We start from the raw sequence: 12,890 nt of genomic DNA on the forward strand, positions 1-12,890 counted from the left end.
CAACTCTGGCACATCTTCCGGGCGGTCCGGCGCGAGGGTCCGCGAAGGACTGTTCCGTCCGGGACGTCCCGGGAGCGGCGGCGAGTTCCGTTTCGCCGGTCTTGGGCGGCGGGGTTCGCCGCTCCCGGGTGACGGGGGCGCGGAGGGCCTCACACGTTCGGGGGCGTTCCCTCCAGGGGCCTGCCCAGGACTCCGGGGCGCCGCTGCCGGGGCAGGGGTCCGGAGGGGGGCCGGTAGTCGACGCCGAGGGCGTCGAGGCGCCGGTAGTGGGTGTCCATGCGGCGCTCGAAACCGGTGTAGTCGCGGGCCTCCGGGGCGGGGAGCGCGGACCAGGCGACCTCGGCGAGGGCGGCGAGGCGGGGGAAGACCTGGTAGTCGACGCGGGAGCGGTTCTCCATCACCTCGGTCCAGACGTTGGCCTGGGTTCCCAGGATGTGGGCGGCGGCCTCCGGGGAGAGGCCGGGCGGGACGGGCTCGAAGCGGTAGACGTCCTCCAGGGTGCGGACGTAGCCGATGGGCATCGGCTCGTCCTCGCCGGGCGCCTGACGGTGGTCCAGGTAGACGTGCTGCTCGGGGCACATGACGACGTCGTGACCGGCCTCGGCGGCGGCGATCCCGCCCCCGTAGCCGCGCCAGGAGGAGACGGCCGCGCCCTCGGCGAGTCCGCCCTCCAGGATCTCGTCCCAGCCGATCAGGCGGCGTCCGCGGGCGGCGAGCCAGCGGTCGAAGTGGCGGATGAACCAGGACTGGAGCTCGTCCTCGCCGGCGAGGCCCAGCTCCCGGATGCGGGCCTGGGCGGCCGGGGAGGCCTTCCACTGGTCCTTGGGGCACTCGTCGCCGCCGACGTGCACGAAGGTGGACGGGAAGAGCTCCAGGACCTCCTCGAACACGCCCTCGTAGAAGCGGAGGACCTCCTCGGTGGGGGCGAGGACGTTCGGGTTGACGCCCCAGGTGTCCCAGACGGTGAGGGCGGCGGTGTCGACGACGTCCGTGTTGCCGAGTTCGGGGTACGCGGCGATGGCGGCCTGCGAGTGGCCGGGGAGGTCGATCTCGGGGACGACGGTGATGTGCCGCTCGGCGGCGTACGCGACGATCTCGCGGATGTCGTCGCGGGTGTAGAAGCCGCCGTGCGGGGTGTCGGTCCAGAGCGGCGAGGCCCGGTGGCCCCACTTGCTGCGGGCGCGCCAGGAGCCGGCCCCGGTGAGCCCCGGATGGCGCTCGATCTCGATGCGCCAGCCCTGGTCGTCGGTGAGGTGGAAGTGGAAGACGTTCAGCTTGTGGGCGGCGAGGAGGTCGAGCAGGCGCAGGACGTCCTCCTTGGCCGTGAAGTGCCGGGAGACGTCGAGCATGAGGCCGCGCCAGCCGAAGCGGGGCCGGTCCTCGACCGTGGTGTGCGGGAGGTCCCGGGGCCCGCCGTCCACGGGCGCCCGGCGGTACGCGTCGGGGCCGAGGAGCTGGCGGAGGGTCTGGGCGCCCCAGAACACCCCGGCGGGGCCGCCGCCCTCGACGAGGACGGCCGCGCCGGGGTCCTCGGTGGTCAGCCGGTAGCCCTCGGGGCCGTGCTCCCGCGCCACCTCCTCGCTGATCCGGAGGCGCACGGCGCGCTCCCCCGTCCCGTCGGGGAGCGGCAGCCCGGTGGCGGCGCCCAGGACGGCCCGGAGCCAGCGGGCGGTGCCCTCGGTGCCGGGTCCGGCGTCGAGCACGGTCCGCCCGTCGAGCGTGACGCGCCCGGGGGCGCTTCCCCGCCTCCCGATCGACAGGGGCGCGGGGATCAGGTCCGTGGGATCGGTCATGGCGTCAGTCCTTCACCGCCCCGCCGAGTCCCGAGACCAGGCGGCGCTGTACGAGTACGAAGAAGACGAGCACCGGGACGGTCATCACGGTCGAGCCGGCCATGATGCCTCCCCAGTCGTTCTCGTCGGGCTTGAAGAAGACCAGCAGGGCCATGGGCAGGGTCGACTGCGAGGTGTCGCTGATGATGAACGACTTCGCGAAGAGGAAGTCGTTCCAGGTGGAGATGAACGAGAAGACGCTGGTGGCGACCAGGCCGGGGAAGACCAGCGGGAAGAGGATCTGCCACAGGAACCGGGTGCGGCTGGCGCCGTCGATCTGGGCCTGCTCCTCCAGGGCCTCGGGGACCGCCCGGACGAAGCCGCGCAGCATCCAGATCGCGAACGGCAGGGAGAACGCGATGTGCGGCAGGATCAGCGAGCCGAGGGTGTTGAGCTGCCCGAAGTCCCGCATGAGGAAGAACATCGGGATGGTCAGCGCCTCGACGGGCACCATCTGGGCGACCAGGAACATGATCAGGAGCGTCGTCCGGAACTTGAAGCGGAACCGGGTGACGGCGGTCGCGGCGAGGAAGGCGATGACCGCGGAGGCGAGGACGACCGTGACGGCGACGACCAGCGAGTTGAGGAAGTAGCGGCCGAAGTCCTGCTGCTCGAAGACGCGCCGGAAGGAGTCGAGGGACGGCGAGAGCGTCCACGGGCGCGGGTCGGTGGACTGGATCTCGCCGGCCGGTTTGAAGGCCGAGAGGACCATCCAGTACAGCGGGAAGGCGACGGCGGCGGCGACGAGGAGGGTGACGGCCTCGGCGGCGAGGCGTCCGGGGCGCCGGACGCCCGGGATCCGGAGGGCGCTCACAGTTCTTCTCCCTGGCGTCGCAGCAGGCGGAGGTACACGAGCGTCACGGCGAGCAGGATCAGCAGCATGACGACGCCGATCGCCGAGCCCAGGCTGTACTGGGACGAGGCGAAGGCCTTCTGGTAGGCGTACACGTTGAGGACGAGGTTCTGGCCGGCGATGCCGCCGCCGTTCGTCATGACGTAGATCTGGGTGAAGAGCTTGAAGTCCCAGATGATCGACTGGATCGTGACGACGACCAGGATGGGCCGGAGCAGCGGCGCCGTGACCGAGCGCCAGATCCGCCACTGCGAGGCGCCGTCGAGGGCGGCGGCCTCCAGGACCTCGGTCGGGACGGCCCGGATGCCGGCGTAGACGGTGACCATCACGAACGGGAAGGAGCACCAGACGACTTCGAGGAGGACGAGGGCGAAGGCGCTGTACCGCCCGTACGTCCAGGAGAAGTCGCCGAGTCCGAGGAGCCGGTTGACGGGGCCGAAGTCGGGGTCGAAGAGGAAGACCCAGACGGTGGAGCCGGTGACGGCGGGGGTGGCCCAGGCGCCGAGCGCGGTCGTCATCAGGACGAGCCGGGGCAGGGCGCGCACGCGCGTGAGGAGGACGGCGAGGGCGCAGCCGACGGCGAGCGTGGTGACGACGCAGGCGGCGGCGAAGAGGACGGTGGCGAGGAGGACCTGCCAGAACTGGGGGTCGGAGAAGAGCGCCGTGTAGTTCCCGAACCCCTGGAACGAGGTGGGTTCGCCGCCGCTGACCTGGGCCTGGGTGTACTCCAGGAAGGAGATCAGGCCCAGTTGGTAGACGGGGTAGACGAGGAGCGCGCCGAGGACGACGAGGGCCGGGAGCAGGTAGAGCCAGGGGGTCCAGGCGCCGGGGCGCCGGGGGCCGCGGGCCGCGGGGGCGGGGCCCGCGGCCGTGGCGGGCCGCTTCTCGACGGGCGGGGTGAGCTGGGTCGTCATGCGGGTCAGCCCGCCGGCGCGAAGGCCGCGTCCATCTTCTTCGCGGCGTCGTCGGCCGCCGTCTTGGCGTCCTTACGGCCGCTGACGATCTCCTGGAACATCGTGGGCAGCACGAGGGAGGCGTCGATCCGGCCCCAGCCGGGGGACGCCGGGACGAACTTCGCACCGGCGGCGAGGGTGTCGGTGAAGGGCTTCACGAAGGGCTGCCGTCCGGCGGCGGCGGCGCGGGTGTCGGTGTACGTGGGCAGGAAGCCCATCGCGTCGAAGAGGCGGCCCTGGGTCTCCTTGCCGGTGAGGGACTTGAGGAGGTCGACGGCGAGGGTGCGGCGGGGGCTGCTCCTGAGGACGCCGATGTTGTTGCCGCCGGCGAAGGCGGGGGCGATCGAGCCGGGGGTGGTGCCGGGCAGCGGGACGACGGCGTACTTGCCCTTCACCGTGCCGGCCTCGACGGCCGCGTGGCTGAAGTCGCCGCCGATGGCCATGCCGGCCTTGCCGGAGGCGAAGGCGGTGACGGTGGCGTTGCCGCCCATCTGGGCGCACTTGGCGGCGGGGCAGTTGTCGTCGCCGAAGAGCGAGGTGTACGTGGCGATGCCCTTGAGGGCGTCCGGGCTGTTGATGGCGGCCCGGTAGGAGTCGCCCCGCGCGGTGGCGAGTTCGCCGCCGGCGGCCCAGACGAAGGGCATGGCGCCGTAGGTGTAGGCGCCGCCGACGGCGATGCCGTACAGCTCGGGCCTGGCCTTGCGGATCTTCTTGGCGGTCTCGACGAGTTCGGCCTGGGTCTTGGGGGGCGTCAGGCCCAGTTCCCGGAAGACGTCGGTGCGGTAGTAGAGGGCGCGGATGCCGACGAAGAAGGGGGCGCCGTAGACCTTGCCGCCGACGGTGACGGACTGGCGGGCGGTGGGGTCGGTGTCCTTGGCCTCGTCCCAGGCGGCGAACTCGGCGCTGATGTCGGCGAGTCCGCCGTCCTTGACGTATCCGGCGGTGTCGGTGTTGCCGTACTCGATGAGGTCGGGGGCCGACTTCGGGTCGTTGAAGGCGGCCTTGACGCGCTGGGCGCGGGTCTCGACGGGGATGTACTCGACCTCGACCTTCGCGCCCGCGTTGCGCTGCTCGAAGGCGGCGACGGCCTGCTCGACGGCCTGCTCCTTGGGCTTGTTGCTCACCTCCTGGAAGAGCCAGACGCGCAGGGTGCCGCTCTTCTCGTCCGTCGTGGCCTTCCCGTCCGTGGTCTGGGGCGCGCAGGCGGTGGCGGTGAGGCCGGCCAGCAGGAGCGCGGCGGCCGTGGCGGTGATGGGGGCAGGAAGCTTCATGGCGGATCCCCTCCAGGTGCGTGCGTTGCAGCGTGTGCAACGAGCGTTTCGCGCTGCACAACACGCGTGAGGCTAGGCGGACTCCGGGCGGGCCGACAAGAGGTCTCGACCACCTCAACCACTCCGTGACCGGCGAAAGCACCCTGCGCAACGGGGGCGCTCCCGGAGGAGCCGGAGCGAGGGAACGCCTCCGTCACGCCCGGCCCGGGGCCGGAAGGACCCGGGGGCCGGAAAACGGAACGGCCCCCGTCGCGCGCGCCGAAGCGCGCACGACGGGGGCCGTCACCGGCTCGCCCCGACGGCGGGACCTGACTTACTCGCCCTTGCCGCCCTTGCCCTTGTCCTTGTCGCCGCCGGCGCCCATGGAGTCGTAGATCTCCTTGCACATCGGACAGACCGGGTACTTCTTGGGGTCGCGCCCCGGCACCCAGACCTTTCCGCACAGCGCCACGACGGGCGTGCCGTCCAGGGCGCTCGCCATGATCTTGTCCTTCTGGACGTAATGGGCGTAGCGCTCGTGGTCGCCGTCACCGTGGGACACCTGCGGCGTCGGCTCGACGAGGGTCCCCGTACCTGCCCCGCGCTCGGGCTCGAGAGTGCTCATAACCGCCAAGGGTACTGAAAGCCGGGCCTCCGGTCGGTGGACGGGTCGTCCTCAGTTGAGGGACGGGTCGTCCGGGTACGTCGCGACCATCGCGAGTTCGCCGCGCTGCCGTCGCAGCACCTGCCGCCAGAGCGCCTCGGGCCGCGGCGAGGAGACGTCGCCGGGCTCCGACTCGACCACGTACCAGGCCCCGTCGCCGAGTTCCGCCTCCAGCTGGCCGGGGCCCCAGCCCGCGTACCCGGCGAAGATCCGCAGCGAGCCGAGCGCCGGTCCGAGCAGTTCGGGCGGGGTCTCCAGGTCGACCACGCCGATCGCCCCGTGCACCCGCCGCCAGCCGAGCGGGCCCTCGTCGCCGGGGATCACGGCGACGCCGAGGGCCGCGTCGAGGGAGACGGGGCCGCCCTGGAAGACCACGCCGGGCTCGCCGGCGTGGTCGGCCCAGGAGGCGAGGACGTCACCGACGGTGACCGGCGTCGGCCGGTTGAGGACCACGCCGAGGGAGCCCTCCTCGTCGTGGTCGAGCAGCAGCACCACCGCGCGGTCGAAATTCGGGTCCGCGAGGGCGGGGGTGGCCACGAGCAGCCGTCCTGTGAGCGAGGACACCTCGGTCATGCGAGACATGATCCCGCATCTTCGGCGTTCTCGTGGCCCGTCGGGCGCGGACGCGGGAAGTCCGGGGAGCGCCGCAGTTCAGAGGGGACGGGGCCGAGGGGCGCGGAGGGCCCGCCGAAACAACCGGACGGTGACACTCCGCAAGATCACGCCAACAGAGGGTGTTGTGCCGGATTCATTACGTCTGCCGGGTCGCCCCGGGCTTCCGAAGGAGGTTCCATGGGCCCTTACCCTTTTCACTGGCCACCCGTCGGACCCACTTTCGGAACGCGAGATTCATGACCGGCACAGACAGCCACGATGTACTGCTCGTCCACGGCGGCACCCCGCTGGAGGGCGAGATCCGCGTCCGCGGCGCGAAGAACCTCGTGCCCAAGGCGATGGTCGCCGCCCTCCTCGGCAGCGGCCCCAGCCGCCTGCGCAACGTGCCGGACATCCGCGACGTCCGCGTGGTCCGCGGACTGCTCCAGTTGCACGGAGTGACGGTCCGCCCGGGTGACGAGCCCGGCGAGCTCGTCCTCGACCCGACGCACGTCGAGTCCGCGAACGTCGCCGACATCGACGCCCACGCCGGTTCGTCCCGCATCCCGATCCTCTTCTGCGGCCCGCTGCTGCACCGCCTCGGCCACGCCTTCATCCCGGGCCTGGGCGGCTGCGACATCGGCGGCCGGCCCATCGACTTCCACTTCGACGTGCTGCGCCAGTTCGGCGCGACCATCGAGAAGCGGGCGGACGGGCAGTACCTGGAGGCCCCGCAGCGCCTTCGCGGCTGCAAGATCCGGCTGCCCTACCCCTCGGTCGGCTCGACCGAGCAGGTGCTGCTCACGGCGGTGCTCGCGGAGGGCGTCACCGAGCTGTCGAACGCGGCCGTGGAGCCCGAGATCGAGGACCTGATCTGCGTCCTGCAGAAGATGGGCGCGATCATCTCCATGGACACCGACCGGACCATCCGGATCACCGGTGTCGACAAGCTCGACGGCTACACCCACCGGGCGCTGCCGGACCGCCTGGAGGCGGCCTCCTGGGCGTCGGCGGCGCTGGCCACCGGCGGCAACATCTACGTGCGCGGCGCCCAGCAGCGCTCGATGATGACCTTCCTCAACACGTACCGGAAGGTAGGCGGCGCCTTCGAGATCGACGACGACGGCATCCGCTTCTGGCACCCGGGCGGCTCGCTCAACGCGATCGCCCTGGAGACGGACGTGCACCCCGGCTTCCAGACCGACTGGCAGCAGCCGCTGGTCGTGGCCCTGACGCAGGCCTCCGGCCTCTCGATCGTCCACGAGACGGTGTACGAGTCGCGGCTCGGCTTCACCTCCGCGCTGAACCAGATGGGCGCGCACATCCAGCTCTACCGCGAGTGCCTGGGCGGCTCGGACTGCCGCTTCGGCCAGCGGAACTTCCTGCACTCGGCGGTCGTGTCGGGCCCGACCCGGCTCCAGGGCGCCGACCTGGTCATCCCCGACCTGCGCGGCGGCTTCTCGTACCTGATCGCGGCGCTGGCGGCCCAGGGCACCTCGCGGGTCCACGGCATCGAGCTGATCAACCGCGGCTACGAGAACTTCATGGAGAAGCTGATCGAGCTCGGCGCCAAGGTCGAGCTGCCGGGCAGCGCGCTGGTCTAGGCGGCACCCGCTCCGGAAACGGCCCCACGCGCGCGCGTGGGGCCGTTTCGGCGCATCTGGGCCCGTACCCGCCCGTGCGGGCGGGTACGGGCCGTACGGGGCGTTCTGACGGGCGAACGAAAGGGCGGCCACCCCTGGACCGGGGTGGCCGCCCTTTCTGCGCCTACAGGCCGCTTACTTGCCCTTGGCGGCTTCCTTGAGCTTCGAGCCCGCGGAGACCTTCACGCTGTAGCCGGCCGGGATGTCGATCGGGTCGCCGGTCTGCGGGTTACGAGCGGTGCGAGCGGCACGGTGGGTGCGCTCGAAGGTCAGGAAGCCGGGGATGGTGACCTTCTCGTCGCCCTTGGCGACGACCTCGCCGACGGTCTCGGCGAGAGCGGCCAGCACGGCGTCGGCGTCCTTGCGGGTCACCTCGGCGCGGTCGGCCAGGGCGGCCACCAGCTCACTGCGGTTCATGTTGTTACTCCCGTGTTCTTCTTGCCTGTGAGGCGTGCCACGCGGCGGAAGCCGCGCGATTGGGTACAGCGAAGCCGATGCTGCCAGGGCCCTCGGACAGTCCCCGGACCCGGGTCACATGGACAGACCCTCGCGCCCAAACACGCATCCTGCCCCCACCAGCGGCGGGAACGCCAATCCGGCACCCCCGCGGGTCACACGAAAAGCGCCGCGACCCCGCGGTGGTGACGTTCTGTCGACTCCCCGCGAACCGCACGGAGTCGAAAAGCCACCCTAAAGGCGGGTTTACGCCACCGCGAATCGCGACGCGCCGTCAGAGCCCGGCCGGGGCCGCGCCGCCGCCCGCCGCCTTCGCCGCGGTGCGGACGGCTCCGGCGACCGCGCCCGCCACCTTGTCGTTGAAGACCGACGGGATGATGTAGTTGGGGTTCAGCTCGTCCTCGGTGACCACGTCGGCGAGGGCCGCGGCGGCCGCCAGCATCATGTCCGTGTTGACCGTGCGGGACTGGGCGTCCAGCAGGCCGCGGAAGACGCCGGGGAAGACCAGGACGTTGTTGATCTGGTTGGGGAAGTCGGAGCGGCCCGTGGCGACGACGGCGGCCGTCTGGCGGGCGGCGGCCGGGTCGACCTCGGGGTCGGGGTTCGCGAGCGCGAACACGATGGCGCCGTCCGCCATGGCGGCGACGTCCTCGCCGTCGAGCAGGTTCGGGGCCGAGACGCCGATGAAGACGTCCGCGCCGGAGACGGCCTCCTTGAGGGTGCCGGTGACGCCCTCCGGGTTGGTGTTGTCCGCGATCCAGCGCAGCGGCGAGTCGGCCGGGGCCTCGACCAGGTCCTCGCGGTCCGCGTGGACGACGCCCTTGATGTCGGCGACGACGGCGTGCTTGACGCCCGCCGCGATCAGCAGCTTCAGGATGGCCGTGCCGGCCGCGCCGGCGCCGGACATGACGACCCGCACGTCGCCGATGCCCTTGCCGACCACGCGCAGGGCGTTGGTGAGGGCGGCGAGGACGACGATGGCGGTGCCGTGCTGGTCGTCGTGGAAGACCGGGATGTCGAGGGCCTCGCGCAGCCGGGCCTCGATCTCGAAGCAGCGCGGCGCGGAGATGTCCTCCAGGTTGATGCCCGCGAAGCCGGGGGCGATGGCCTTGACGATCGCGACGATCTCGTCGGTGTCCTGGGTGTCCAGGCAGAGCGGCCAGGCGTCGATGCCGGCGAAGCGCTTGAAGAGGGCGGCCTTGCCCTCCATGACGGGCAGGGCGGCCTTGGGGCCGATGTTGCCGAGGCCGAGGACGGCGGAGCCGTCGGTCACGACCGCGACGGAGTTGCGCTTGATGGTGAGGCGGCGGGCGTCCTCGGGGTTCTCGGCGATCGCCATGCAGACCCGGGCGACGCCGGGGGTGTAGATCATGGAGAGGTCGTCGCGGTTGCGGATGGGGTGCTTGGACGCCATCTCGATCTTGCCGCCGAGGTGCATCAGGAAGGTGCGGTCGGAAACCTTGCCGAGGACGACGCCCTCGATGCCGCGCAGCTGCTCCACGATCAGGTCGGCGTGGGCCGTGGAGGTCGCGGCGATGGTGACGTCGATGCGGAGCTTCTCGTGGCCGGAGGCGGTCACGTCGAGGCCGGTGACGGAACCGCCGGACGACTCCACCGCCGTGGTGAGCTGGGAGACCGCGGTCCCGCTCGCGGGAACCTCCAGCCGGACCGTCATCGAGTACGAGACGCTGGGCGCCGTTGCCATGGACGAGTTCCTCTGCTTTCCCTGAGCTTCGTTGCTACGCCGCCCCGGCTGGTTGCCCGGCGGCGCCCTCCGATGGTCGCACCTACCAGCGAGTAGCAGGTAATGCGGTCATTTTGTTTTCGGAAAGTAGTTTCCACCATACGAGAGGAGTGCGGGAAACAGAAGAGGTCCCCGCCACCAGGGGTGACGAGGACCTCGACTTCGTAGCTACGTACTAGGTGGCACCGACCCGCCATGCTCGCCTCGCGGCAAGTGGTCCCTCTGAGGGACGAAGGTTGGGCCCGGGGGCTTGGATCGAGCCGGTGCCACCCCCAGGCTAACAAACCACTCCCGATAGTGATTCCAGCGCCACAGGTTGACCTGAAACCGGCCGTGGTTCCGGACCCGCGACGGCCCCCGCGGGCGCCGGGCGGGCCCGCCGCGGGCCGGGGCTCAGTCCCTCAGCAGGTCCGGCACCCCCGCCGCGTCCGGCAGGTCGCCGGTCCCCGCGACCACCGTGAGCTGCTGCGTCGCCCGGGTCAGGGCCACGTAGAGCACCCGCAGGCCGGCCGGGGACTCGTCCGCGATCTCGGCGGGCGAGACGACCACCGTGGCGTCGTACTCCAGGCCCTTCGCCTCCAGGGAACCGAGCGCCACCACCCGGTCGCCGAGCTCCGCGAGCCAGCGGGCGGCCTCCGCGCGCCGCCGCATGGCGACGACGACGCCGACCGTCCCCTCGACCCGTTCGAGGAGCCGGCGCGCTTCGAAACGTACGGTTTCGGCCAGATCCGCTTCCCCGGACCCCTCCGGGACCGCGACGAACCGGGGCTGGACGCCGGTCGAGCGGACCGCGCGGGGCGACTCCTTGCCCGGCATGGCGAGGGCGAGGACCTTGGCGGCCAGCTCGGCGATCTCGGCCGGGTTGCGGTAGTTCACGGTCAGCTCGAAGCGGCGTCGCGGCCGGGAGCCGAGCGCCTCGTCCCGGGCCTCGGCCGCCTCGTCCGGGTCGGACCAGGAGGACTGCGCCGGATCGCCGACCACCGTCCAGGTGGCGTGCCGGCCGCGCCGCCCGACCATCCGCCACTGCATGGGCGTGAGGTCCTGGGCCTCGTCGACGATCACGTGCGCGTACTCGGTGCGCTCCGCCGCGAGCCGCTCGGCCCGCTCGCGCTGGGTCTCCTCCCGCACCGGCATCAGCTCCTCCAGGCCCGTGAGCTGGTCCAGCGGGTCGTACTCCCGCTTCTTCCGGGGCCGGGCCGGGGCGCCGAGCAGGGTGTTCAGCTCGTCGAGGAGGGCCACGTCGTGGACGGAGAGCTCCGGGCGGCGCAGCGAGCGGGCGAGCCTGCGCACCTCGCCCGGGTTGAGGATCCGGCGGGCCCAGCGGCCGAGGCGCCGCTCGTCGGCCATCGCGCCGAGGACCCGCCGGGGGGTCAGCTCGGGCCACCAGGCGTCCAGGAAGCCGAGGAAGGAGTCCTCGGTGGAGACGTCCTCGTCGAAGGAGGAGCGCAGCTCGGCGGCGAGCTCGGGGTCGCTGTGCCGGCCGGACGCGCCGGACTTGGCGTACAGCGCGTCGAGCAGCAGCCGGCGGGCGCGCGGGCGCAGCAGGTTGACGGGGGCGGTGCCGCCGAGGACGTTGTGGCGGATGCGCCGCAGCTCGTCGGCCTCCAGCTCCAGGCGGCGCCCGAAGGCGACGACCCGCAGGCGGGTCGGGGTGCCGGCGGGAGCCCGGTCGGCGTCCTCCCCCGGCTCGGGCTGCGCCCGGGGCGCGGGGGTCTCCAGGGCGCCCCGGGCCGCCTTGCGCAGCACCGCGAGCATCCGGGAGGAGCCCTTGATCCGGGCGACGGCCGGGTCGTCGTACGCGGTGGCCTCGGCGCCGTCGACGAGCGAGCCGACCGCGCGGATGGCGACCTGGCCCTCCTCGCCGAGGGAGGGCAGGACTCCCTCGGTGTACGAGACGAGGAGCGGGGTCGGGGAGACGATCAGGATGCCGCCCGCGTACCGCCGCCGGTCCTGGTAGAGCAGGTACGCGGCCCGGTGCAGGGCCACGGCGGTCTTGCCGGTGCCGGGGCCGCCCTCCACGTACGTCACGGAGGCGGCGGGCGCCCGGATGACGAGGTCCTGCTCGGCCTGGATGGAGGAGACGATGTCCCGCATGGTGTGGCTGCGGGCCTGGCCGAGGGCGGCCATCAGCGCGCCGTCGCCGATGACGGGCAGCTCGCGCCCGTCGAGGGCGGCCCGCAGCTCGGGGCGCATCAGGTCGTCCTCGACGCCGAGGACCTGCCGGCCCTTGGAGCGGATGACCCGGCGGCGCACGACCCGGCCGGGGTCGACGGGGGTGGAGCGGTAGAAGGGCGCGGCGGCGGGCGCGCGCCAGTCGATGACGAGCGGCGCGTAGTCGGAGTCGAGGACGCCGATGCGGCCGATGTGGAGGGTCTCCCCGATGTCGGCGGTGTTGTCCGGGCGTACGGCGTCCTCGGCGGGCTCGACGGAGGTGTAGGCGCCGTCGGGGCCCTTCTTCCCGTCCTTGCCGTACAGCAGGTCGATCCTGCCGAAGAGGAAGTCCTCGAACTCGTTGTTGAGCCGGTTGAGGTGGATGCCGGCCCGGAAGACCTGGGCGTCGCGCTCGGCGAGGGCGCCGGGCGTGCCGACCTGCCCGCGCTGGGCGGCGTCGTTCATCAGGAACTCCGCCTCGTGGATCTTCTCCTCCAGCCGGCGGTAGACCTGGTCAAGATGTTCCTGCTCGACACCGATCTCACGGTCCCTGACCGTGTCCACGGCTTCCTGCGCGGCCACCTAAGGCCCCCTTCTCACGTGCACTGGGCAGCCGTCGAGCGTACGCCACCGGGAGCCGCCGTGTCAGGCGGGCGGGGGGTCGCCGTGCGGGAGCCGCCGGAAGAGGGGGTGGCCGCGCCGGTCCCGTCGGGGCGGCGGGGCGCGGCGGGCGTACGGGGCGGGGCCCCT

10 protein-coding genes are annotated in these 12,890 nt (G+C 72.2%); 1 reads left to right on the plus strand and 9 read right to left on the minus strand.

Annotation, left to right across the window (positions count from 1 at the left end; translation table 11 throughout):
- Positions 1-149 precede the first annotated feature (149 nt).
- The 6 genes from ACIQKA_RS22185 to ACIQKA_RS22210 form a co-directional block, all read right to left on the minus strand.
- Positions 150-1,793 (minus strand): beta-N-acetylhexosaminidase, encoded by a 1,644-nt coding sequence (locus tag ACIQKA_RS22185; protein WP_402542055.1) that lies wholly within the window; start codon positions 1,791-1,793, stop codon positions 150-152.
- 4 nt (positions 1,794-1,797) lie between these two features.
- Positions 1,798-2,646: a carbohydrate ABC transporter permease gene (locus ACIQKA_RS22190; protein ID WP_383152333.1), complete on the minus strand. Its 849-nt coding sequence runs from the start codon at positions 2,644-2,646 to the stop codon at positions 1,798-1,800.
- On the minus strand, positions 2,643-3,599 hold the full coding sequence (locus tag ACIQKA_RS22195) for an ABC transporter permease subunit (RefSeq protein ID WP_391092578.1): 957 nt from the start codon (positions 3,597-3,599) through the stop codon (positions 2,643-2,645). Before ACIQKA_RS22195 ends, ACIQKA_RS22190 begins: the two co-directional genes overlap by 4 nt.
- Positions 3,600-3,604: 5 nt before the next feature.
- The gene (locus ACIQKA_RS22200; protein WP_383152335.1) at positions 3,605-4,909 is read right to left on the minus strand and encodes an extracellular solute-binding protein; all 1,305 of its coding nucleotides are present in this window, start codon (positions 4,907-4,909) and stop codon (positions 3,605-3,607) included.
- Positions 4,910-5,222: 313 nt separating this feature from the next.
- Positions 5,223-5,513, minus strand: a complete 291-nt coding sequence (locus ACIQKA_RS22205) for a DUF3039 domain-containing protein (RefSeq protein ID WP_383433495.1) — start codon at positions 5,511-5,513, stop codon at positions 5,223-5,225.
- 51 nt (positions 5,514-5,564) lie between these two features.
- Positions 5,565-6,125: a YqgE/AlgH family protein gene (locus tag ACIQKA_RS22210; protein WP_383155965.1), complete on the minus strand. Its 561-nt coding sequence runs from the start codon at positions 6,123-6,125 to the stop codon at positions 5,565-5,567.
- 278 nt (positions 6,126-6,403) lie between these two features.
- Between ACIQKA_RS22210 and murA the strand changes: the two genes are divergently transcribed.
- Positions 6,404-7,750 (plus strand): UDP-N-acetylglucosamine 1-carboxyvinyltransferase, encoded by a 1,347-nt coding sequence (gene murA, locus ACIQKA_RS22215; protein WP_121830820.1) that lies wholly within the window; start codon positions 6,404-6,406, stop codon positions 7,748-7,750.
- A 174-nt stretch (positions 7,751-7,924) separates the two neighbouring features.
- On the opposite strand, the gene ACIQKA_RS22220 is transcribed toward murA, so the two are convergent.
- The 3 genes from ACIQKA_RS22220 to ACIQKA_RS22230 all read right to left on the minus strand — a co-directional run bounded on the left by ACIQKA_RS22220 (position 7,925) and on the right by ACIQKA_RS22230 (position 12,722).
- Positions 7,925-8,206, minus strand: coding sequence for an HU family DNA-binding protein (locus tag ACIQKA_RS22220; protein ID WP_015033921.1), 282 nt, complete (start codon positions 8,204-8,206; stop codon positions 7,925-7,927).
- A gap of 313 nt (positions 8,207-8,519) precedes the next feature.
- Complete coding sequence (locus tag ACIQKA_RS22225; protein WP_390112447.1) at positions 8,520-9,950, minus strand: NAD-dependent malic enzyme; 1,431 nt, start codon at positions 9,948-9,950, stop codon at positions 8,520-8,522.
- Positions 9,951-10,382: 432 nt separating this feature from the next.
- Positions 10,383-12,722: a HelD family protein gene (locus tag ACIQKA_RS22230; RefSeq protein ID WP_383155960.1), complete on the minus strand. Its 2,340-nt coding sequence runs from the start codon at positions 12,720-12,722 to the stop codon at positions 10,383-10,385.
- Positions 12,723-12,890: the final 168 nt, after the last annotated feature.

It is taken from the genome of Streptomyces sp. NPDC092045, from assembly GCF_044756005.1.
Classification (GTDB): domain Bacteria; phylum Actinomycetota; class Actinomycetes; order Streptomycetales; family Streptomycetaceae; genus Streptomyces.

Coding starts and splice junctions, on each gene's coding strand:
- ACIQKA_RS22185 (WP_402542055.1), bottom strand. CDS start 1,793: ATGACCGATCCCACGGACCTGATCCCCGCGCCCCTGTCGATCGGGAGG.
- ACIQKA_RS22220 (WP_015033921.1), bottom strand. CDS start 8,206: ATGAACCGCAGTGAGCTGGTGGCCGCCCTGGCCGACCGCGCCGAGGTG.
- ACIQKA_RS22195 (WP_391092578.1), bottom strand. CDS start 3,599: ATGACGACCCAGCTCACCCCGCCCGTCGAGAAGCGGCCCGCCACGGCC.
- murA (WP_121830820.1), top strand. CDS start 6,404: ATGACCGGCACAGACAGCCACGATGTACTGCTCGTCCACGGCGGCACC.
- ACIQKA_RS22200 (WP_383152335.1), bottom strand. CDS start 4,909: ATGAAGCTTCCTGCCCCCATCACCGCCACGGCCGCCGCGCTCCTGCTG.
- ACIQKA_RS22225 (WP_390112447.1), bottom strand. CDS start 9,950: ATGGCAACGGCGCCCAGCGTCTCGTACTCGATGACGGTCCGGCTGGAG.
- ACIQKA_RS22210 (WP_383155965.1), bottom strand. CDS start 6,125: ATGACCGAGGTGTCCTCGCTCACAGGACGGCTGCTCGTGGCCACCCCC.
- ACIQKA_RS22205 (WP_383433495.1), bottom strand. CDS start 5,513: ATGAGCACTCTCGAGCCCGAGCGCGGGGCAGGTACGGGGACCCTCGTC.